Source organism: Deinococcus yavapaiensis KR-236, assembly GCF_003217515.1.
In the GTDB taxonomy this organism is placed as follows: domain Bacteria; phylum Deinococcota; class Deinococci; order Deinococcales; family Deinococcaceae; genus Deinococcus_A; species Deinococcus_A yavapaiensis.
In genome coordinates, this window is sequence record NZ_QJSX01000002.1 from 78,210 (window position 1) to 100,263 (window position 22,054).

Here is a 22,054-nt window from a genome sequence, read left to right on the forward strand (position 1 = left end):
CTGATCGCCCGCGCGAACTCCGCGAAGGCGACCAAAACGGAAAAACCTCGTGCTGGAGCGCATCTTCGCGTGTAAGGTCGCGCTCGGACCAGTCACGCCGCGATCAGACCTCGCGGCGTACCTTGCGAACGCCAGAAGGCAAGGAGGTTTCACCCGTGCAACTCAAACGTTCCATCTCGCTCGCCAGCGTCATCCTACTCACCGCCACTCTCGTCGCCTGCAGTTCGGGCGGCACGTCCGCGCCGCCGCCAACGCCGCCTGCCAGCGGTGCGTTCGACCTCACCGTCTCCACCGACAAACTGCCCGTCATCACCGGGACGAGCGCGACCGTCACGGTGAACGTCGCTCGGCAAGGCAGCTTCAACGGCCCCGTCTCGCTGTCGCTCGCGGGCTTGCCGAGCGGAGCGAGCAGCGCGCCCGTCACGATTGCCGAAGGTCAGTCGAGCGCGACGCTCACCGTGAGCGCGCTCGGAACAGCCTCGCACTCCCAGCCCACGACCGTGGCCCTCACGGGCGCGTCGAACAGCGGAACCGTTACGAAGAACGTCACCGTCACCGTGCGCGGCCCCGCCGGAAGCCTCGACACGACCTTCGGCGCCAACGGAATCGCCGTCACGCCGATCGGGATCGGTGAGGACGTGCCGTACGCGATGGCCGTTCAAGACGACGGCAAGCTCGTCGTCGTCGGCAGCACCATGAACTCGACGACCTCGTCCGATTTCGCCGTGGTGCGCTACACGCGGGACGGCGCCCTCGATTCGACGTTCGGGCAAGGCGGCAAAGTCGTCGTTGACTTCGCCGGGAAGTCTGACATCGCCCGCGCCGTCGCCATCGACGCTCAAGGCCGCGTCGTCGTGGCGGGCGGCGTCACGAGCGCCGCCGACAAGGAGCGCTTCGGCGTCGTGCGCCTCACGGCGACGGGCGCGCGCGACGGCTCTTTCGGTCAGAACGGCCTGGCGACCTTGGATTTCGGCGGTGAGAGCCGCGCGCAGGCCGTCCTCGTCACGCCGAGCGCGATCGTCGTGGGCGGTCAAGCGACGGTCGACACCACGACGGGCGTCGACTTCGCCGTCGCTCGCCTCACGCAAACGGGCGCGCTCGACGCGTCCTTCGGGACGGGCGGCAAGGTCACGACGGCCGTCGCGTCGGGCAACGGTGGAGACGCCGTGCGCGCCCTGGCCTTGCAAGGCACCCGCATAGTCGCTGCAGGTGGCGACGGCGACTTCAAGGCGGTGCGGTACACCACGGCCGGTGTGCTCGACGCCTCGTTCGCAGCGGGCGGCAAGCTCGGTACGGTCTTCGGCGGCGACATCGCCACGGTCAACGCCGTGACCGTCGACGCTCAGGGACGGCTCGTGCTCGCGGGGCAACGCCAAAACGACACGGCGATCGTGCGCCTGAACGAAAACGGCGCGTTCGACGCCTCGTTCGGATCGGGCGGCAAGCAAGTCGTGCCGATCAGCGCCGCCAATTGGGACGCCGCGACGGGCGTCGCCGTGCAAAGCGACGGCAAGCTCGTGCTGGGCGGCTGGGCGTACGAAGGCGGTTCCTCGGCGGGCAACTTCGCGGTGACGCGCCTCACGGCGAGCGGACAACTCGACGCGTCGTTCGGTCAAGGCGGCACGACGGTCACGTCCGTCGCGCCGGGAAGCAAAGCGGACGAGGTGCGCGCCGTCGTCTTGCAACCCGACGAGCGAATTCCCGCTACGCGCGTCGTGGCGGTGGGCGTGCGCAACGACAGCAACCAGGACTTCGCCTTGACGCGCTACTGGCCTTGAACCCACGAGAAAACGTGAAGGAGCCGCCCGGAATCGTTCCCGGGCGGCTCCTTCGCGTGCCGGTCAGGCGCGGCGGCGGCGTTGGCGCAGACGTTCCATCGCGGATTCCAGCGAAAGGCGCATGCGCTCCAAGGCGCGCGCGAGGTCGCCGATCTCGTCGTTGCGCCCGACCTTCACGGGCGTGTCGAGCTGGCCGAGGCTGATCTTGTCGGCGGCCTGCACGAGTTCCTCGATCGGCTGGACGATGCGGCGAGCGGTGAACACGGCGAGCAGCACGGCGAGCGCGCCCATGATCGCGACCGCGAGGATGTTGAGCCACAAAGCGCGACTCGTGGCGTTCACGACTTCGTTGGTGATGACGCCCACGGCGACCGTGAAGAGCGGCGTCTGGCCGGGCGCCGGTTTCGCGCTGCCCGCGACGCGGCTGCCGTCACGCTCGTACACGCCGATGTTCTGCACTTCGTAGTGCGTCGTCATGACGCGCTGATTTTCGGGCGCGTTGATGCGTTGCTCCAGCAACTTGGCGGCGTCGCCGGTGTCCACACCGCTGTCCTTGAGCTGTTGCAGTTGCAGCTTGTAGCGGTCGGCGGGTCGGTCGTTGTACGTGTAGGTGCTTTCGCCCGGGTTGACTTCGATGAACTGGTTGACCTTCTCGCCGAGGAGGAAGTCGGCGTCCTCGTTCTTCGAGCGGAAGAACTGCAGGCCGTCGGGCGTGTTCACGGCGATGAAGCCCACCGATGGCTGCTGCAGCAAGGCGCGCAGCTGCGTGTCGAGCTGGTTGACGTCATCGATGTTCACGCTCGTTCCGACGGACGCCGCGAGGGCGGCGGCCGCGTCACGCGAAATCTGGTTGGTCACTTGTCGGGTGTTGAGGCCCGAGCCGATCGACGTGACGACCGCGTAGACGGCGAGCGGCACCAGCGCCGTGAGCAGCACGCGCTGACGCAGCGGGAAGCGGCGCTGCTTCGTCTCGGGCGCGGCTTCGGCGGGAACGTCGTCGGTGAAGGTGCGTTCGACGGTCGGGGTTTGCGTCACGGCGGGCACGGCGGCGCCCACGTCGGAAATGCTCGGGGCGGCCATGACCGGCACGACGGGCGACGCGAAGGTCGCCGCAGGTGGGGGCGGTTCGGCGAGGGCGATCGCGGCGGGCGGCATGACGTCCGCCGTGGTCACGGGCTCCGCGACGACGGCGGACGCGGCGGGAGCGAACACGGCCGCGCTGCTCGCCGAGGCGATGGACGCGGAGGGGGCGCTCGGCGCGGGCATCGTCGGGAAGGACGTGGCGGCTGTGGACGTCACGTCGTCGTCGGCGACCTCTTCGAGCGTCACGGGCAAGTTGAGCGCTTGGTACACGCCGAGAAGCTTCTCGGCGCGCCCTTTCGTGGTGGGCTTGAGCAAACGGCCCGCCTTGCGCGAGACGAGCTTTTGTGATTGCTCGGCGGGCAGGCCGAATTGATTGGTGAGGCGATCGGCGAGCTCGACGCGCAAGTCGATCGGAACGCTTCTGGCCAGTACGACAGTGTATTTCATGCGATTCCTTTCGCGCGCACCTTGGCGAGGAAGGTGCTGCGTTGCGGTTCACGAAGGTCTTGGGCGACGCGGTACGCGAGGTCGGCGGCCGAGGCGGTCTCGCCGACTTCATCGATGGCGTCCTCGGCGATCACTTCGCCCATCGGCCCGACGAGGTTCACGGCGGCGTCCACGACGATATCGAAGGCGTCGGCGGCGGTCATGCTGGGCGTGCTGACGGGCGTCGGAACGACGGCGCGGTCCGTGAGGGTCACGCCGAGCTCGCGCTCGATCGCGCCGAGCGCCGACACCACCGTTCCGACCGAGAGGCTCAAGGCGTTCGCGATGGCGCTCACGGTGCGGTGCCCGTCGATGAGGTCCGCAACGGGCCACAGCGCGAAGGGCAGCATGGCGTCGGCTTGCAAGGAGCGCGGTTGCGGAATGCTGGCGGCTTCCACCTCAGGCCTCCCCGAGACTGCTCAACGCCCACAGCGGGTGGGCGCGCAAGGATTCGAGTCCGAGGTCGCCGGCGCGGCGTCCGGCTTTGTCCAAAAGCAGCGAGAAGGCGTCTCGCAACGCGGGCAGCAACTCTTCGGGCGCGAGGTCGTGCGTGACGGCGAGCTTGCCGTTTTCGTACACGACTTCACGCGCGAACGGATCGAGGCACAAGTGGTCGTCGGCCAAGTCGAGCGCCGCCGCGCGCCACAAATTTTCGGCTGCCACGCTTTTCGCCGTGATCGACAAGGCTTGGTTGTAGAACTCCAGGATGGTCGTGTTGCTGATCGCTTCGAGCGAAGGTGCGATCAACGTCACGACGTCGTGCTCCGTCGGTTCCGGCCCGCCGATCATCACTCCCGCCTGCCAATACGAATCCCCGACGCTCGAGCGAACGACGCCCGTGAACGCCTTGAACTTCAAGGTGGCGCGCAGCGTCGACCAGGGGGCATTGGCGACTTGAGCGTCGGCGACGCGGCATTGCCACGCGAGCCGGGCGATGGCGGGCGACAAGGAGACGAGGCTCACGACCGCGCGCGGCATCATCCACATGAGGGTCGCGAGATCGGCGTCCGCGCTTTCGCTGTAGGCGCCGAGCACCGTGCCTTCGGCGAAGAGCACACGGGCACGCACGGCGCCTTGACGCAGTTCGAGCGCGCCGCTCATCCCGCTTCGCTGGGCGAGGTCCTGCAAGACTTCCGACCAAGGCCAGTAGTCCGTGGGCAGGAACGCGTAGATGGATTGTTCTCGAGGAACCTCGGGCCACACATGAGACATGATTCTTCAGGATTCTAACGGGTCTCACCGACTCCGTGCTGAGGGAGGAGGACACAGGACACGAACCGACGCCAACAGAAAAGGCACCCCCTGAGGGTGCCTTTATGCTGCCGCGTTGCCGCTTACAAATTGCTTACAGATGACGAATTCTTCACACGAAACGTGGAAGGCCCGTCAAAGCTGCGCCATCAGATCCGCCACCCGCTCCTTCAAGTCTCCGCGCGCTTGCGGCGCGCCAAGCTGATGCAGCCCGCCGTGGTAAGCGTCCGGATCGCCGAACAAGCGGCTGAGCAACTCGAACTCGTGCTTCGAACGCAAGCTCGCGTCGTCGCGGAACATCGTGATGTACGTGTCCTGGAATTGCCAATCGCTGAGTTCGCCGTTCAGATAGCGGCGCATGAGGAGCTTGTACGGCTCGACGTTCGTCGCGACGCCGCCCGCCTCCGCGTCGAGAGGCGGCACGTGCGCCTCGAACGCCGGCGCGAGCGCTTCGGGCGTGATGTCCCAGTTGTCCACGTCGAACACGTTCTCGCCGTTCTTGAAGAGGATGAACTGCGGCGAGTGGTGAACGATGCTCGTTCGCTGCGCGACGTGGTTGCTCGCCGGACGCCAGTCGACGACGCGAATGAAGCCGACGGGAAGTTCGTAGCGCTTCAGGAACGTTTCCAAGACGCTGAATCCCTGCATCGTCTTGTGGCACGTGCCCGCCTTGAAGATCGCGCTCGTCGGGTGTTCGGTGAGAAAGGAATCGACTTCTTCGGGCGTCGTAAGGGGAATCAGCTGAGCCATGCCGTGAGCTTAACGCGCCTTGGCGTCGGCGGCGGTGACTTCGAACACCAGCACCTTGAGATGCGCCGCGTTCGGATAGTCCACGCCCGCTCCGAACCGCGCTTCCAACACCGCTTCGCCGAGTGCCTGGCGCACGGTTCGCTCGAAATCGCGCTCGCTCACGCCCGCGTGATTCGTGCACGCCACGATTCGCCCTCCGGGCGAGACGACGCGGCGCGCGAGCGTCACGAGCTCGCCGTAATCGCGTTCGGACCGCCACACGCGGCCCTCGTTTCGCGCGAAGCTCGGCGGATCGAGGATCACGGTGTCGAACAGTTGCTCGCGCTTGGCGAAGCGGCTCAGCCAGTCGAACACGTCTCCGAAGATGAAGTCCTCGTCGGGCGCGTCCAAGCCCGACAAGGCGTAATTCTCCTGACCCCACGCGAGGACTTTGCGCGACGCGTCGACGTTCTTCACGCCGTCCGCGTCCCCGAGCTTCGCCGCGACGCCGAAGCCGCAGGTGTACGCGAAGGTGTTCAGCACTCGGCCCGCCGCGTGACTCGCCAGCCAAGCGCGAGTCGGCCGCATGTCGGAGAACAAGCCGATTGACAGGTCCGCGCCCGGTCGAATCAGGAAGGGCACGCCTTCCTCCAGCGCCGTCACCTCCTCCAGCGCCTCGCCCCAAATCGGCTCGGAAGGGGAGAGCGCGTCACGCTCGGAGTTCGCCACCTTCGCCGCCTCCTGCGGACGGCGCTTCACGTAGACCGCCGTGAGGCCGAGCCCCTCTGCGCACGCCGCCGCCAGCGTCGTCTCGGCGCTCGGCGAGAACTCGCTGTAGAGGCTCAGCACGCCGACTTCCCCGGCACGCTCGAGCGTGAAGGTCCCTCCCGTTTCCGTGAGGTGCGCGGCGCGGTAGAAGGTCGTGCCTTCACTTGGCAGGAAGTCGCGCCGCGCTTGCAAGCGGCGCAGAAACGAAACGAGATCGGCGCGAGACGTCACGCCGACCAGTCTAGAGCGAACTTGCTATTCGCCGCCGCATCCACCGCCGTCCGAGCCGCCTCCGTCGGAACTCGACGTGTCGCAACCGTCGCTTCCCGTCGCGTCGGACCAGCCCGTGTCGATGACGCCGTCCGAGCCGCTCGAGGCGTACAGGCGCCGCCTCACGCGGCGTCCGCGTCGGTCGACGCGCGAGGACAAGAACGCGACGAGAGCTACGAAGACGAGAACCATTCCCAAGACTTCCATGCGCGACCTCCTGAGCCGAGAGAGCGGGGAGCCGATCGTGTGGTCGTACGCTCGTTATGGCCGCCTCGTGTCATACCCGTGTCAGCCCCGCGTCGAAAGGCCGCCGCCTTCGATCCCGGCGATGCCTTCGTGACGGGACCGCGTTCGTTCAGGACGTGACGAGATCGGACGTGCCGACACTGCGCGCCCACCCCTCGAAGGCTTGCAGGCCTCGCGCGTACATCAGCGGACGCTTCTCGCGCTTGCCGAGCTTCTTGCGGCCTTCCACCGTGAAGTCGGGAACGAGCGCCCAGTTCGTGTTCATCGGCTGGAAGTTCTTGGGATTCGCGGACGCGAGGTAGCGCACGAGGCCGCCCAGCATCGACTCGGCGGGCGGCGTGAGAGGTTCTTGGCCTCGCGCGAGGCGAGCGGCGTTGAATCCTGCCAGCCAACCTGTCGCCGCGCTTTCCAGGTAGCCTTCCGTTCCGGCGAGCACGCCCGCCACGAGAATGCGCGGTGCGGCGCGAAGCTGCAGCGTCGATTCGATCAGCTTCGGCGCGTTGAGGTACGTGTTGCGGTGCATCACGCCGTAACGAACGATCTCGGCGTTCTCCAAGCCCGGAATGAGCGAGACGACCGCCTTTTGATCGCCCCACTTCAGCCCCGTCTGGAAGCCCACGAGGCTCCACATGCGACCTTCCTTGTCTTCTTGGCGAAGTTGCACGACCGCGTACGGCCAGCGACCCGTGCGCGGATCATCGAGCCCCTTGGGACTCATGGGACCGAAGCGCGGGGTGTCGAAGCCACGGCGCGCGATCTCCTCGATCGGCATGCAGCCCTCGAAGAACTCCAGCTTTTCCCAATCGTGCCCGGTGTGAACCCGCGCCTCGCCGATCGCCTCGTGAAAGCGCGTGTACTGCTCCTTGTCCATCGGGCAGTTGATGTAATCCGCGCTTTGATCGTAGCGGCCCGCCTTGAAGGCGACCGTCATGTCGATCGAGTCGAACGCCACGACGGGCGCCGCCGCGTCGTAGAAGCTCAAGTGCTCCTCGCCCGTGAGCTTGGCCACGTCCGACGCGAGCGCGTCGGACGTGAGGGGCCCCGTCGCGAGCACGACGATGCCGCTCGGCACTTCCGTCACCTCGCCGCTCACGACTTCGATCAGGGGATGCTCGCGCACCGCCTTCGTCACGGCTTCGCTGAACACCTCGCGCTCCACCGCCAGCGCGCCGCCCGCCGGAAGCCTCGCCGCGTCCGCCGCGCGCATCACCGCCGACTGCACGCTGCGCATCTCCGCTTGCAGCAAGCCTTTCGCGTTGGTGTCCGCTTCGCCGCCCAAGGAATTGCTGCACACGAGCTCCGCGAACTTGTCGCTGCGGTGTGCGGGCGTCATCTTCAAAGGACGCATTTCGTAAAGGCGAACACGCACGCCCGCGCTCGCCACGCTCAACGCCGCCTCGCTGCCCGCGAGGCCCGCGCCCACCACCGTCACTGCTCGTTCCGAAGCCGCCATAACCGAATCAGTGTAGAGGAGACGTTCACGCGGAGGTAGGAAAGGCGGCACGTTTGCCGCGTCCTCATCGCCCCCACCGTCCGCTCATGGCGTCGTCGCGTTGAGTGAAGCGCCTGGTCCGATTTTCCTCAACGGCTCCTCAAACAGTGCCCGCTTTCCCTTGTGCCGTCGCTTCCTCTTGCATAACGGGCTTGCTCGGAAACGGCCGCGTCCGCTTTCCCTCAGGAGTCACGTATGAAGAACAGCATTCGACTCGCCCTCACCATGACGGCGACCCTCGCCCTCGCCGCGTGCGGCGGCGGCAACAACGCGGCGAACCGCGCGCTCGTCGTCGGCTCGTCACAAGAACCGCCCAGCCTCAACTGGTTCACGGAAAGCTCGTCCGTCACCTCGGAAATCGGCGCTTACCTCATTCGCGGTCTCGTGTACGTCGACGACGAAGGTCGGCCGCAACCGGACCTCGCCGTCGAAGTGCCCAGCGAAGCGAACGGCCGCGTGCAGATCACGCGCGAGAACGGCCGTCCCACGCGCCTCACCGTTCGGTGGACGCTGCGCGAAGGCTTGAAGTGGAGCGACGGCACGCCCATCACCACGGACGACGTCGTCACGTCCCACCGCATCTACCTCGACGAGCGCCTGCCCGTTCCCACGCGTGAAGGCGTGCCCAGGAGCATCGAGAAGGTCGACGACCGCACCTTCGTCGAGACGTACGAACCGCCGTACCTCTACTACAGCCTCGGCAACACCTACCCGATTCTCAACGCCAAGCAGTGGCGACCCGTGTACGACCGCGCCGTGCAAGCCGCTCAGGACGCGGGCGAGGACGGAGCCGCCACCGCCTTCACCGAGGCCTTCCAGAACAACATCCTCGTGAACGCGCGCGGCGCGAAGGACCTCGTCACGAGCGGGCCCTTCAAGCTCACCGACTGGAAGGCGGGCCAGAACCTCACGTTGACGCGCAACGACAACTACTGGCAAAAGCCGACCGTGGCGCGTCCCGCGCAAAAGGTCACGTACCTCTTTTACGCCGACAACAACACCCTCGTCACGAATATCGCCTCGAACCGCGTGGACGCCGTGTCCTCGGCGGGCCTCGCCAGCAATCCCGACACGTTGCGGTCGCTGGAGCGCGCGAAGAACAATTACGTCGTCGACAGCGTTCCCCAAGCGAACTGGGAGCACATCGACATCAACAAGTTCTCCAACGTCGCGTCCGTGAAGGCGCTCGGGCTGGACGACAAGCGCACGCGTCAAGCCCTGACGTACGCCATCAACCGCCGCGCGATCGTCGATCAAGTGCTGCAAGGCCTCGGCCGCATCAGCAACGTCTACATCAACTCCGAAAGCCCCTTCTACCTCAAAGAAGCCGACGACGCCTACCCGTACGATCCCGACAAGGCCCGCGCCCTGCTCAAGGAACTCGGTTGGACGCCCGGCGCGGACGGCGTTCTCACGCGAGGCGGTCAACGCTTCGACTTCGAGCTCGTCACGACGGCGGGCAACCGCTTGCGAGAACGCGTCGAGCAGTTCGTGCAACGCGACCTCAAGGCCGTCGGAATCAACGTGCGCATCAACAACGCGCCCGCCGACGTCGTCTTCGACCCCGGCTACTTCTCGAACGCGGTCGCCGGCAAGTGGAAGGGCGGCTTCATGTTCACCTGGAACTCGCAGCCGCTCGCGCTCGACGCGTCCCTCTTCGCCATCGACGATCCCACCACGTCCGTCAAGGACGACTACATTCCCACGAGCGCCAACGGATACGCGGGGCAGAATATCGGCGGATGGCGAAACCAACGCTTCCAAGACTTGTGGATTCAAGCCAGAAGCGAATTCGACGAGAACCGCCGCCGCGACGCTTACCAGCAGATGCAGCGCATCCTCCTCGACGAGGTGCCCGCCATTCCCCTGTACGAATCGCGCGCCATCCTCGTGCACAAGAAGGACCTCTTGAACTACAACTTCAACTCCTTCACGCGCACGGCGGGCTGGAACGCCTGGGACATCGGCTGGGACGACTGAGCTCTTCGTGCCCGCCCCCTCTTGCACAAGAAGAGGGGGCGTTTCCATGGCCTCGCCTTCACCTCTTTGTACGCTTCACGCCCACGTCCGCCTTGTACAACCGGCTCAGGAGGAACCGTTATGTCCCAAAAAGGCAGCGATCAGCAAGGCAACGACCAAGACCGTCGGCGGGCCGCCGAGCGGCGCTTCGACAGCGATTTCCGCCGCTCCATTCAAAATCACATGAGCATTCGAGGAAACGACGGGCAGGAAGTCGGCACGGTCGACCGCATCGACGGCGCGTTTCTGAAGGTGACGAAGGACGAGGACGGCAACCACCACTGGATCGAGGACATCTTCGTGGCGCGCGTGGATCAGCACGTGCACCTCACCGTGCCCGCCGCCGAAATGCGCGCCAATTGGCTTGGCGGCGATCCGAACGCGGGCGGCGGACACGAAGCGCACGAGGCGCACGAACGCAGCGAGGTCAAGGGCGAGCGCCTGCACAAGACGCACGAGCAACGCAACGAACAGCAGTAACCAGCCGCGGTCAAGAGGGTAGGCAAGGGCGGCGAGCGCCGTGTACGCTAAATCGCGTGAAGCGCGCCGCCCTCCTGCTCGTCCTCGTTCCGCTCGCCGCCTGCGCGCCCCGTCCGACCGCCGCTCCGAAGACGTTCGAGACGTACGTGCTCGAAGGCGAAGGTCGCGGCACGTTCACGTCCGCCAAGTACCGCGTCGTGCTCAACGTCGACAAGACCGCCAACGTCGCCGCGGGCGTGTTCGAGAACGTCAGTGCCGGAGACAACTACCGCGTCACGGGTCAATTCATTCCTACGAAGGCGGGCGGCGAACTCGATCTCACGCTCAGCCAAAGCGCGAACGCCAACGTCGGCGTGGACGCTGGCTTGGGCGCCTCGCTCCTCGGACGAGCGCTCGGCGCGTCGGCCGGAGCCAGCGCGAACGCCGCCTTCGGTCGAAGCGCGCAACTCACCGGCAGCCTCGTCAACGAGAGCTTTTCCGGAAAACTGCGCACCGTGACCGCCAATTACTCCGTGAGCCTCAAGCGCGTGGAGTGACTCTTCTGTAACGCCGTCACGGATTGCTCGCGTGACGTCCTGATACAATCCTCGCTTTGGAAGGGGCGATCGTGCAGGACATCTATCCGGCTCAAATCAAGAGCGTCGAACCCGGCTCGCCAGCCGACCGCGCGGGCGTGCAGCCCGGCGATCAATTGCTGCGCGTCAACGGTCAGGGGGTCACGGACCTCCTCGCGTACCGTCACTTGCTCACGCAAGGCGAGGCGACGTTGGAAATCGCGCGACCTCAAGCGCCGACGTTCTTCGCCGTGCCGCAAGACCATCACATCATCACATCACACGCCGAGCCCACCTTCTCGTTCACGGTGAATTGGGAAGATCCCGGTCTCGAGTTCGAGGAGGTCTTGTTCGACGGCATCAAGAAGTGCGCGAACAAGTGCGACTTCTGCTACGTGCACCAAATGCCTCGCGGCTTTCGAAAGAGCCTCTACATCATGGACGACGACTACCGCTTGTCGTTTCTGTACGGCTCGTTCGTGACCTTGACGAACCTCACCGACGCGGACGTGAACCGGATTCTCGACGAGAACCTCAGTCCGCTGTACGTGTCGGTGCACACCACCAACCAAGCGCTTCGCCACGACCTCATGAAGTGGTGGAAGCTGAAGGTGAAAGACCCCGAGGTCGTGAAGATCCAAGACATGATCGAGCGTTTGGAGCCCATCGACCTCTACACGCAAATCGTGCTGGTGCCCGGACGCAACGACGGCGAGTACCTCGACGAGACCCTCGCGTACCTGTCGAGCCGTCCCAACGTCGTATCCGTGGCCGTCGTGCCCGTGGGCCTGACGGACCACCGCACGAACCTCGCCAAAGTCGAGACGTTCGACCGCGACTCGGCGCGTGACGTGCTGAAGCGCACCGAGGCATGGCGCCGAACGATGCTCGAAGAGCGCGGCACCCGCTTCGTGTTTCCCTCCGACGAGTTCTATCTTCTCGCGGGCTTGCCCTTGCCCTCCGAGGACGAGTACGAAGGCTTCCCGATGCTGGAAAACGGCGTCGGCATGATTCGCGACTTCCTCACCGAGGCGTTGCCGGAGCACTTGCCAGCCAGAATTGCGCCACGCAAGGTCATCCTCGGAACGGGCACCTTGTTCGCGCCGTCGCTCGATCTCGCCGTGGAACCGCTGCGCGCCATCGAAGGTCTGGAAATCGAGGTGCGGCCCATCACGAACCGCACCTTCGGCGTCGCCACGACCGTGGCGGGCCTCCTGACGGGACGCTGCTTTCGGCACGCGGTCCAGCCCGGCGAAGCGGACTTGCTGATCGTTCCGCCGACGACGCTGCGTTACGGCACCGAGCTCATGCTGGACGACGTCAGCCTCACCGAACTTTCCGGCGAGCTTCGCATGAACGTCAAGGCGGGCGGCTCCACGCTCGGCGAGCTCGCCCGCGTCATCCTCGGAGACGCGCTCGGCGGGAACTTGCAGTTCGGCATGAGCGCGCACGCCGTGAAGGAAGCGCGCGGTCAAGCCTGACGAACGCCGAACCGAATCCTGAATCATCCGACCGACGGGCCCGCCGAACGCGGGCCTGTCGTGCATTGAACTACACAGGACGTCGCCCGGTCGCGGCGAGGTCCGTTACCTTGGGCGGGAAAACACGAGGAGGAACCGCATATGATCCAAGGATTCCGGGAGTTCATCTTGCGCGGCAACTTGGTGGACCTCGCCGTCGGATTCATCATCGGCGCGGCGTTCAGCACGGTCGTCAAGTCGTTCACGGACAATCTCGTCATGCCCGTCATCGGCATGTTCGGCGGCGTCCCGGACTTCCGAAGCCTCGGCGTCAGCGTGAACGGCAGCGTCTTCAAGTACGGGGCTTTTCTCACCGACCTCCTGAGCTTCCTGCTGACGGCCGCCGTCTTGTACTTCTTCGTGGTGCGCCCGTTCACGGCGATGCTGAACCGCTTCGCGAAGCCCGAAGCGCCCGCCGCCCCGACACGCCAAGAAGTGCTGCTCACCGAGATTCGAGACGCGATTCGCGGCCAAAGCGCTTCGCGACCTTTCGGCGACGATTGATCTTCACGCGCGGGCGAACACCGCCTCCAACCAAGCGGGCGGCGGCGTTTTGCACGGCGTGGTCGCGCGCAGCCGTCCGTCGTGCCACCGCGCGGCCCCCGAACGCAGCATCTCCGCGACGAGCAGGGCGGCGAACTCTTCACGAGTGACGCGAAAAGCGCTCTCGGCGTAGTCACGCACCCAGGCGCGCGCGAGCAGATACGCCTGAAGCTCGCCTTCGCTCAAGCCGCCGCGCAGCATCAACGCGTACGCGAACGTTCGCTTCGCGCCGTGCCACCACATCCGCTCGGGGTCGCGAATCCAGCTTTCGAGCTTGCCGAGCGCCGCGCGAAACGCGTCGTCCAGGTTCGTGAGGGGCGGCCCGTGACCCGTGAACGCGACGACCGCCGAAAGGCTCGCGAGGCGCTCCACGCTGCCGATCATGCGGTCCACGCCGCCCGCTCCCTCCAAGAAGGGATTGATCCACGCGACGTCACGGTGATGCACGGTATCCCCGAGGATCAACACGCGCTCCGCCGGATCGTGCAGGCTGACGTGGCCCAACGAGTGGCCGGGCGTGTGCACGACCCTGAGTCCGTGCACGTCCTCGCCGCCCTCCAGCCGGACGTTCACGTCGTACGGCTCGACCGGTTGGTCGAGCCACCGTGCCGACCACGCCTCGGGCGCGCGGCGATTCACGAGGTCCGCTTCCCAGCGATGCGCGGCGATCCTGACGTCGTACGCGTGTTGCAAGTGCGCGTTCGCGCCGACGTGATCGCTGTGGTGGTGCGTGTTCACGACGAGGTCGAGGCGTGAAGGCGGCACGCCCTGCGACATCAACCACCCTTCCAACTCATCCACGTCCGACCCGAAGCCCGTGTCGATCAAGACGTTCGCCTCACCGCGCACGAGGACGACGTTTGCGCTCGGCATGGAACGCTCCCAGAAGACGAACCGCGACACGCGCTCAGCTTACCAACCACGCGCGCAGCAACCAGAACAAGCTCATGCCGAGCAGCAAGCCCAACCAGAGTTGCTTCGTTCGCCACATGACGAGGCCCGCCCCGACCGCCGCCAAGAGGCGAGCGCCGACATCGGCGCTCGACGCCGCGACGGACGGCACGACGAGCGCCGCGAACACGCTGATCGGCACGAAACGCAAGAAGGCCAGCCAGAAGGGCGTCAACTCCAAGTTCATGAGCCGCAGGCCGACGAAGCGCGTGCCGTACGTGATGACGGCCATGCCGAGGATGACGAGGGTGTCGCTCACGAGGCCTCGCCCTTTCGTCTCGTCGTGAGCCACGCGCCGAGCAGAGAGCCTCCCATGCCCACGATCAACACCACGAGGCCGCCCGGCAAGCTTTTCGACAACAACCACGCGAAGCCGCCCGCGAGGAGCGCCACGACGACCTCGATTCGGCCTTTGAGCAGTGGCACGAGCAGGCCCAGGAAGGCCAGCGGAAACACGAAGTCCACGCCGAGCCTCGCGGGATCGGGCAGGATACCGCCGAGCAGGGCGCCCGCGAGAGTCGCGAGGTTCCACACGACGTACAGGCTGAGGGCCGCGCCAAGGTAGAAGCCGAAGGTCGAAGCGCCGCTCGCGATCGTCATGCCGTACGCCTCATCCGTCATGAACCAAGCGCCGAGCGCGCGCTGAACGGGCGTCATCGGAATTGCTCGGCCTAGCGACAACCCGTACAGCACGTGACGCACGTTGAGCAGGAAGGTCGTGAGCAAAATCGGCAAGGGGCTCGCTCCCTGCGCGAAGAGACCCGCCGCCGAGAACTGCGCGCTGCCCGCGAACACCACGAGGCTCATGAGCTGCGTGTCCAAGACGCCGAGGCCGCCCGCACGCGCCGTCACCGCGTACGCCACGGCGAAGGGCACGACGCCGAGCCACAAGGGAATCATGGCGAGAAAGCCTCGCCGAAAGGCGACGCGACGTTCGAGGGCACGAGTCGTCATGCAGGCCAGCATCACGTGCGGACGTGCGAGTCGTCAAATTCCGCTCGCCGCCGACCTGACCGTGCCGGCCCGCAACTTCGGCACGGTCGGGTCTACGCTGAAGGCCTCATCGGCCGGCACGTCGCCGAGGCCGGAAGGAGATGCCGCTACGAACTCCCGGCTTAGGCCCGAGGCGAGGGCGCCGTCGAATCTTCGCCAGCTGAAGACGAGGAGGCGTTCGGGGTGCCGAAGGCGTGAACGCGGCGCACGGCCTCCGCGAGGAGGACTTGCACGGCGTCCTCACTGGGCGCTTCGACGTACACGCGCAGCACGGGCTCGGTTCCGCTGCCGCGCAGCATGACGAACGCACCTCCTTGCAGCACGAACTTCACGCCGTCCTTCGTCACGACTTCCTGCACACCCTGACCCGCGACGTCCGTCCAGTCCAACGACGCGCGCATCGCGCCCTTGATGTCGAAGGCAGGATCGAGATGCAAGTCGACGCGGTCGTAGTGGTGCTCGAAGTTCGTGAGCCGCTCGATGTCGGCGAACAACGCCGGTAAGCTCTTGCCGCTTTTGGCGACCGCTTCGAGCAAGAGCAGCGAGTTCAAGACGCCGTCGCGCTCGGGAATGTGTCCCCGCACGGCCAGCCCGCCCGACTCCTCCCCGCCGATGAGGACGGCGAGACGTTCGTCCGCCTCGCCCTCCAAAAAGGCGTCCGTGATGTACTTGAAGCCCACGGGCGTCTCGATCACTTCCAAGCCGAGGTGCTCGCACAAACGGTCGATGATGGCGCTCGTCGACACCGTCTTCACGACGCGTCCACGCACGCCGCGATCGAACAAGTGCTTGAGCAGGACCGCGAAGATCTGGTGAGAGTTGAACACGCGCCCGCCCGCCAGCACCGCGCCGACGCGGTCCGCGTCACCGTCCGTGACGCACGCGAAGGTCGGGTCTTGGCACGCGGCGAGCAGGTTCGACACCAATTCGAGGTTCTGAGGAATCGGCTCGGGATTCACGCCGTGAAACATCGGGTGCGGTTCACCACGCACCGGGCGCACGGTCAAGCCCTCGAAGTTCGCGTGCCGAGCGTACTCGCTGATCCACGAACTGCCCGCGCCTCCCATCGAGTCGTGGTACAGCTCGCCTTGGTACGTTCGCAGCAACGCCACGTCGAGCACGCGGTCGAGCGCCTCGTAGTACGCCTGCCGAACGTCGAACGACTCCACGCGGCCTTCCGAACCGAACGGCTCGTCGGGCGCGTCGATGTAGCCTTCCACGTCGCGTGCAATCGACGGGGTGACGCTGCCGCCGTACGGTCCCTTGAGCTTGTACCCGTTGTACTCGGGCGGATTGTGCGACGCGGTGATCATCACGCCGCCCGCCGCTCCGTAGTGCTTCACGGCGAACGACAAGGCGGGCGTCGGCAAGAACTCCGTCGCCAGCAGCACGTCCAGACCGCGTCGCGCGAACTCGCCCGCGGCGACGCGGGCGAATCGCGCGCCACCGAAGCGCGTGTCGAACCCGATCACGACCCGCTTCCCGCCTTGGGCGCGCAAGTACCGCGCGTGCGCCGCCGCGACGCGCGCGACGTTGTCCTCCGTGAATTCCCGCGCGATGAGCGCGCGCCAGCCGTCCGTTCCGAATTGAATTTGAACTGCCATGTGACCTCCTCGAGCTTGCGAGCCGACGTCTCGACCGATCGGGCTTACCCGGCCCTTCCGTCCGTCTCGAACGCGCCGGTTCGAGCGAGCGAGCGATCGGCTCGGCGACGAGCGGCATCTTCGTAAATCGTAGCGATTTGTTGAAGGTGACGCTCGACCGTGTAGTGCGCGAGGAACGCTTCACGCGCTCCGGTGCGCAAGCGGGCGAGCGTGCCGTCGTCGCTCGCGAGGCGCGTCACCACCTTCGCGAGTTCGGCCGCCGCTCCCGGCTGGAAGAGCGCGCCCGTTCGATCTTCGCGCACGACGGAACTCAGCGAGCCAATGTCGCTCGCGACGACGGGCAATCCGACCGCGAACGCTTCCACCGCCGTCATCGGAAAGCCTTCGTACCACAACGACGGCAACACCAGCATGCGCGCGCGTTGCATCAAGGCGAGCACGTCTGCACGGTCGCGGCGTCCCAAAAAGCGTACGTTCGGCAAGAGGCGCGTCGCGGCCTCCACCTCACCCGCGAGCGGTCCGTCACCGACGATCACGAGCGGCACGGAGCTTCCGAGCGTCTTCCACGCTTCCAGCAGGGTCCGCACGCCTTTCTCGGGCGTGAGGCGGCCCACGAACAACGCGAAGTCGCCGTCGCCCGTACTCATGCCCGGATCGCTCGCGAGGAAGTTCGGCTTCACCACGAGGCGGTCTGCGGGCAAGCCTCCGGCGAGCATGCGGCCCCGCGCGAAGTCCGTCAAGGTGACGAACGCGTCCACTTCCCGCGCGTACGTGCCGAGCGCGCGGTGCACGCTCAGCATCGCCGCCGTCGCGCCCGACGCCGCTCGGCTGTCTCGGTAGCACGCGTGCTTCACCCCGGGCCACGGCACCGCCTTGCCGAGGCAGTCTTCGCACACGTGCCCGTCGCGGTAGAAGAGCGCGTTGAGGCACAGCAGGCGGTAGTTGTGAAGCGTCTGCACGACGGCCGCGCCGTTCGCGCGCGCCGCGTAGTACGACGCGGGCGACACGAGCGGGAAGGTGTTGTGGAAGTGCACGACGTCGATGGCGTGCCGCTTCACGAGCGCGCCGACTTCGCGGGCCGCGTCGCGGTTCCACACGGCGCGCGCGGCGGCCGACAAGCCGCCCGCGCCGCCGATCGAGTCGTTGCTGACGGTGTACGTCCACACGCGTCCGCCCGCGTCGCGAAGCGCGGCGTGTTCGGCGTGGAAGACTTGATCCTCGCCGCCGCCTTGCTGGTAGAAGTTGTGCACGAGTAAGACGTTCACCGCCACACCAGCCTTACGCGGGCGGGAACGTCACTCGCGGCGAGCGCGCGGTACACGTCGCCGTACCGCCGCGCCATCTGCTCCATTCCGAAGCGTTCTCGCATGTCGGAACGCGCCCGAGCGGCGACCGACGCGTAACCTTGCGGATCGTCGACGACGCGCGCCAAAAGCCGCGAGAACGCCGACACGTCGTTCGGCTCGGCGAGCAGTTCGTACCCCGCCGGGAAGACTTCGCCGAGGCCCGGCACGTCGCTCGCCACGACGGGTGTTCCCGCCAACAGCGCTTCGATCGCGACGATGCCGAGGCCTTCGAAGCGCGACGGCATCACGAGCACGTCGTACTCGCCGAGGGCCGCCGCCAAATTCGGAATCGGTCCGGACAAACGCGCCGTCCAAGGCGCGCTCACGCCGTCCGCCCAGCGTTTCAAATCGCCTTCGAGGCTGCCGTGCCCCAGCAAGGTGACGTCCACGGCGCGCGACGTGAGCGCTCGCGCCCCGTCCAAGATGGCGGGCAGCAGGCCAGCGCCCTTCTCGGGCTCGAAGCGTCCCGCGAACAGCACCCGCACGGGTCGGTCGTGCGACGAGGCCCGCGTTCCCAGCGGCGTGGCGCGCACGCCGCTGTACAAGACACGCTCCGGGTGAGAAGCGGCGGACAACCCGACAGACGTGCGGAAGTCTTGCCAGCCTTGCCACGCCGCGTGCGACACGGCCGTGACTTCCGCGTCCTCCAGTTGTCGCTCCACGAACCGCCCGAGGCGGCGCCAAGCGGGCCAAGGCGTCGAACTGTGAATCGTGCGCAGCACGCGCGCGCGGGGCTGAAAGGCGAATCGGCCGACCGCGAGCGTCGTCTCGGGAATCTCGGTGTGCACGTGCACGACGTCGGGCCGAACGCGCCGCAGCACGCCGTTGAGCCGCCACGCCGCGTGCGCCGCCCCGCCCCGCTTGAACTCGAGCCGCGTGCCCGAGAAGACGGGGATCTGCGCGCGCGCGAGGCGCTCGCCGAAGTTACGGCCGACGTCGTTTTCGGCGACGCCGAGCACCGCGAAAAACGAGAAGCGGAACTCGTCGCGCAACGCTTCGGCGAGCGACACCGCGACCGATTCCGCGCCGCCGAGATCGAGGTGCGTGATGACGTGAAGCACCTTGGGTCGGACAGTCGGCGTGCTCATGCGCCCGTCCTTTCGGACGTCGCGGCGTTCCACCATGCCGAGCGCCGCTGCAATTCCAAGGCGGCGAGCCCGAAGCCGAACACGCTCCAAAACCAGATGCCGCCTTGCGGCCCTTCCAGATACACGTCGAACGCCGCGTTGGTCAGGAACGCCGCCCAGTAAGCGAGCAAAAACACGTTGATGCTCGCCCAGCGAAGTTGTCCGGCGCGTCGTGCGCGAAGCGCGGCGAGCACGAGGCTCACGGCGAACGCGATTTGCAAGCCCACCCACGCCACGAAGCCGGGAACGCCCGAGCGCGCCAGGAACATGAGGTGACCGCTGTGCGGATTGCGCAGCGAGCTGTCCTGCGTCACTTGAAAGCCGTCCGCGTCGGCGAGGTTGATGCCGTAGCCTTTTCCCGTCCAGAAGTACGGACCGAACACCGTGTAATTCACGATGTCGTTCCACCACTCCAACCGCCACGTGCGCGAACCGTCGCGGGTGTCGGTGCCGGTGTTGGAACGCAAGCTTTCCACGTTGAGCAGCAAGCCTTGAACGGACACTTCACGGTCCACGCCGAGGTTGACTTTCATGTCGAAGGCCACGCCGCACGTGAGAAGCACCAACGAGAGGTACAGCGGTTTGAGCCACGCGCGACCGGGACGCACCAGCATCACGACGAGCACGCCCACCGCAACCGTCACGAGCGCCGCGCGGCCCGTGAACGTACTCAGGCAGCCGATCAACCACAGCGCCCACCACAGCCACTCGCGCCCGGCGGTTCCGAGTTTGGTGGCGTACGCTCGATGCAGTCCCAGCAGCAGAAACGCGCCGATTCCGGCGAGGTGCACGGCGATGTCGCCGCCTTTGGGCGCCAGGATCGGGGTGCCGCTCATCGGCCATGAGGGAATGGCGTTTCCCGCCAGGCGGAACAGCACGAGGCCGAGCGGTCCGAGCGCGAGAAACCACGGCAGCAGCCGCGTGAACGCGCGCAACGCGCCTTCGAAGCGCCCGAGTTGCAGCACGAGCGTCGCCACGACGATGGCGAACAGGCCGTACAGCCACGCGGCGGCGTCGCGCAGCGCGTTGATGCCGTACTGACCGACGTACGGCACGGTGTTGAGCAAACCGATCAGCAAAAACACGCCGAGCGCGAACAGCAAGGGCCGCGTTCGCACGAGGTGCACGCGGCCCACGCGCCAAAGCGCGAGCAACCCGAGGCCGAGCGAGATTTCCCCGATGAACAGGGGCGGCACGCCGACGTACGCGAAGCCTCGCCCGAGAAAGGCGTACCCGACGAGACACACGCCGACGAGCGTCAAGGCGACGCTCGGCAGGCGCGACCACACGAGGGCGACGATCGCCGCGCCGATCAGGGCGACGCAAACGGCGGCGGCGGGCACGGGCCAGCGAACGGCGGCGAGCCCCAGGATCGTCGCGGCGATCACGACGATCCAGCGCGCATCGAGGCGCTTGAGCGAAAGGGTGGCGCGCGTCACGACGCCTCCACCGACGCGCGCGGCGCGGACGCGGTGCCCGCCGCTCGACCCACGTCGGCGAGCAAGGCCCCCGTGATCTCGGACGCGAAGCGTTCGGGAGAGAAGCGTGTGGCGGCGTCTTCGTACGCGGCGGTCGCGAAGCGGCGAGCGTCGACGGGATGTTCGGCGAGCCACGCGAGGTTGCGCGTGAGGTCGCGCGGATCGTGGGCATCGAACAGCAAGCCGGTCTCCCCGTGCCGTACGAGTTCGGGCAACGCGGCGGTGTTCGCGACGATGACGGGAACGCGCGCGAGCATCGCCTCGACGACGACCAAGCCGAATGCTTCGATGTACGAGGGATGCACGTACACGTCGGCCAAGCCGAGCAGGCGTCGTGCGTCCGGACGTGCGCCCAGGAAGTGCACCCGCTCGCCGCCCGACATTTCCTGGGCGCGCGAACGCATCGCTTCGAGCAACTCGCCGCGTCCGACGAGGACGAGGCGGGCGTTCGGCACGAGCGGCAACAGCGCTTCGAACGCTTCGAGCAGCACTCGGTGGTTCTTGAGCTCCTCGAAGCTCGCCGTGTACAAAATCACGAAGTCACGCTCGTCGAACCCGAATTCGGCTCGTCGAGCGCGTTCGTAGGGTCGCCAGCGTTCGCTGCGATCGGGATGCTCGACGCCGTTGTAGATGACGTGGCTCGCTCCTCGGTGTCGGCGCGGCAAGTTCACGTTTCGCGTCGCGTTCGACACGAACATGAGACTGTCTCGGCGCGACAAGGTGGTGTACACCAACGCTTTGACGCGGTTGCTCATGACTTCGTTGACGGCGTGCATCCAATACACCACCTTGCAACTCGTGCCCAGCGTCGCGAGCTTCGCGACGAGGTACGACTTGAGGGTGTTCGCGACGACCACGTCCACGGCGTGCGAGCGCAAGCATCGACGCAAGGCGAGCGCGGGTTTGACGTAACCGTCGTCGCCAAGCTCGAACAAGGGGACGTCGAGACGGTCGAACTCGGCGCTCATGTCGGGCGTCGACGGCTTGAGCGACGCGACGTGCACGCGGATCAAGGACGGATCGGCGTACTTCGCGAAGTTGAGCAGCACGTTCGGCACGCCGCCGTGATACGCGAGGCCGCGATCTACGAACGTGACACGCGGCGTGCCGTTACGTGAGGCGCGCGCGTTGGGCGAGGGGCGAGCTGGCGAGCCGTTCACACCCTCACCTCTCGCGCTCGCCGACATGGAATTCCTGCGTCCCGCTTCATGGCACGAAGCTTAGAAGCGGCGCCGCTAACGGAAGATAAAATTCGGCTTGCCTCGTCGGCGTTACGCGCGCTCCTGGCCAAGGTTTCCTTCCGGCGCGCCGAGTTGCGCGGGGAACACGCGTGTCG

Annotated in this window: 21 protein-coding genes; 6 read left to right on the forward strand and 15 right to left on the reverse strand. The window is 66.5% G+C overall.

Annotated features, from left to right (window positions below; translation table 11 throughout):
- Positions 1–155 precede the first annotated feature (155 nt).
- Entirely contained in the window at positions 156–1,778 is a 1,623-nt protein-coding gene (locus tag DES52_RS02820) for an NHL repeat-containing protein (protein WP_170130860.1), read from the forward strand.
- Between the two features lie 63 nt (positions 1,779–1,841).
- Here DES52_RS02820 and DES52_RS02825 read toward each other — a convergent pair whose 3' ends face one another.
- From DES52_RS02825 to trmFO, 7 genes are all read right to left on the reverse strand, one after another.
- Complete coding sequence (locus tag DES52_RS02825; protein WP_211317848.1) at positions 1,842–3,308, reverse strand: HAMP domain-containing protein; 1,467 nt, start codon at positions 3,306–3,308, stop codon at positions 1,842–1,844.
- The gene (locus DES52_RS02830; RefSeq protein ID WP_110885276.1) at positions 3,305–3,745 is read right to left on the reverse strand and encodes a DUF8082 domain-containing protein; all 441 of its coding nucleotides are present in this window, start codon (positions 3,743–3,745) and stop codon (positions 3,305–3,307) included. The genes DES52_RS02825 and DES52_RS02830 overlap by 4 nt, the downstream gene beginning before the upstream one ends.
- A gap of 1 nt (position 3,746) precedes the next feature.
- Positions 3,747–4,559 carry a hypothetical protein gene (locus DES52_RS02835; protein WP_110885277.1) on the reverse strand — a complete coding sequence of 271 codons (813 nt, stop codon included), beginning with the start codon at positions 4,557–4,559 and terminating at the stop codon, positions 3,747–3,749.
- Positions 4,560–4,733: 174 nt separating this feature from the next.
- Complete coding sequence (gene abxC / locus DES52_RS02840) at positions 4,734–5,348, reverse strand: monothiol bacilliredoxin AbxC (protein WP_110885278.1); 615 nt, start codon at positions 5,346–5,348, stop codon at positions 4,734–4,736.
- A gap of 9 nt (positions 5,349–5,357) precedes the next feature.
- The gene (locus DES52_RS02845; protein ID WP_110885279.1) at positions 5,358–6,326 is read right to left on the reverse strand and encodes a class I SAM-dependent rRNA methyltransferase; all 969 of its coding nucleotides are present in this window, start codon (positions 6,324–6,326) and stop codon (positions 5,358–5,360) included.
- A 24-nt stretch (positions 6,327–6,350) separates the two neighbouring features.
- Complete coding sequence (locus tag DES52_RS02850; RefSeq protein ID WP_110885280.1) at positions 6,351–6,572, reverse strand: hypothetical protein; 222 nt, start codon at positions 6,570–6,572, stop codon at positions 6,351–6,353.
- A gap of 148 nt (positions 6,573–6,720) precedes the next feature.
- Positions 6,721–8,064 carry a methylenetetrahydrofolate--tRNA-(uracil(54)-C(5))-methyltransferase (FADH(2)-oxidizing) TrmFO gene (trmFO, locus tag DES52_RS02855; protein WP_110885281.1) on the reverse strand — a complete coding sequence of 448 codons (1,344 nt, stop codon included), beginning with the start codon at positions 8,062–8,064 and terminating at the stop codon, positions 6,721–6,723.
- 234 nt (positions 8,065–8,298) lie between these two features.
- Between trmFO and DES52_RS02860 the strand changes: the two genes are divergently transcribed.
- The 5 genes from DES52_RS02860 to mscL all read left to right on the forward strand — a co-directional run bounded on the left by DES52_RS02860 (position 8,299) and on the right by mscL (position 13,180).
- Entirely contained in the window at positions 8,299–10,083 is a 1,785-nt protein-coding gene (locus tag DES52_RS02860; RefSeq protein WP_110885282.1) for a peptide ABC transporter substrate-binding protein, read from the forward strand.
- A 120-nt stretch (positions 10,084–10,203) separates the two neighbouring features.
- Positions 10,204–10,602, forward strand: a complete 399-nt coding sequence (locus DES52_RS02865) for a DUF2171 domain-containing protein (RefSeq protein ID WP_110885283.1) — start codon at positions 10,204–10,206, stop codon at positions 10,600–10,602.
- A 56-nt stretch (positions 10,603–10,658) separates the two neighbouring features.
- The gene (locus tag DES52_RS02870; RefSeq protein WP_110885284.1) at positions 10,659–11,138 is read left to right on the forward strand and encodes a hypothetical protein; all 480 of its coding nucleotides are present in this window, start codon (positions 10,659–10,661) and stop codon (positions 11,136–11,138) included.
- Positions 11,139–11,194: 56 nt separating this feature from the next.
- The gene (locus DES52_RS02875) at positions 11,195–12,637 is read left to right on the forward strand and encodes a DUF512 domain-containing protein (protein WP_110885285.1); all 1,443 of its coding nucleotides are present in this window, start codon (positions 11,195–11,197) and stop codon (positions 12,635–12,637) included.
- Positions 12,638–12,778: 141 nt separating this feature from the next.
- A complete protein-coding gene (gene mscL / locus DES52_RS02880) occupies positions 12,779–13,180 on the forward strand; it encodes a large conductance mechanosensitive channel protein MscL (RefSeq protein ID WP_110885286.1) in 402 nt (133 codons plus the stop codon).
- 3 nt (positions 13,181–13,183) lie between these two features.
- On the opposite strand, the gene DES52_RS02885 is transcribed toward mscL, so the two are convergent.
- From DES52_RS02885 to DES52_RS02920, 8 genes are all read right to left on the reverse strand, one after another.
- Complete coding sequence (locus DES52_RS02885; protein WP_110885287.1) at positions 13,184–14,122, reverse strand: MBL fold metallo-hydrolase; 939 nt, start codon at positions 14,120–14,122, stop codon at positions 13,184–13,186.
- Positions 14,123–14,126: 4 nt separating this feature from the next.
- Positions 14,127–14,429: an AzlD domain-containing protein gene (locus DES52_RS02890; protein WP_110885511.1), complete on the reverse strand. Its 303-nt coding sequence runs from the start codon at positions 14,427–14,429 to the stop codon at positions 14,127–14,129.
- On the reverse strand, positions 14,426–15,124 hold the full coding sequence (locus DES52_RS02895) for an AzlC family ABC transporter permease (protein WP_110885288.1): 699 nt from the start codon (positions 15,122–15,124) through the stop codon (positions 14,426–14,428). The genes DES52_RS02890 and DES52_RS02895 overlap by 4 nt, the downstream gene beginning before the upstream one ends.
- Positions 15,125–15,285: 161 nt before the next feature.
- Positions 15,286–16,767 carry a phosphoglucomutase/phosphomannomutase family protein gene (locus tag DES52_RS02900; protein ID WP_110885289.1) on the reverse strand — a complete coding sequence of 494 codons (1,482 nt, stop codon included), beginning with the start codon at positions 16,765–16,767 and terminating at the stop codon, positions 15,286–15,288.
- Between the two features lie 44 nt (positions 16,768–16,811).
- Complete coding sequence (locus tag DES52_RS02905) at positions 16,812–18,032, reverse strand: glycosyltransferase family 4 protein (protein WP_110885512.1); 1,221 nt, start codon at positions 18,030–18,032, stop codon at positions 16,812–16,814.
- Entirely contained in the window at positions 18,029–19,201 is a 1,173-nt protein-coding gene (locus DES52_RS02910) for a glycosyltransferase family 4 protein (protein WP_170130861.1), read from the reverse strand. The genes DES52_RS02905 and DES52_RS02910 overlap by 4 nt, the downstream gene beginning before the upstream one ends.
- Positions 19,198–20,679: an O-antigen ligase family protein gene (locus DES52_RS02915; protein ID WP_245900610.1), complete on the reverse strand. Its 1,482-nt coding sequence runs from the start codon at positions 20,677–20,679 to the stop codon at positions 19,198–19,200. The genes DES52_RS02910 and DES52_RS02915 overlap by 4 nt, the downstream gene beginning before the upstream one ends.
- Complete coding sequence (locus DES52_RS02920) at positions 20,676–21,878, reverse strand: glycosyltransferase family 4 protein (protein ID WP_170130862.1); 1,203 nt, start codon at positions 21,876–21,878, stop codon at positions 20,676–20,678. Before DES52_RS02920 ends, DES52_RS02915 begins: the two co-directional genes overlap by 4 nt.
- Positions 21,879–22,054 lie beyond the last annotated feature (176 nt).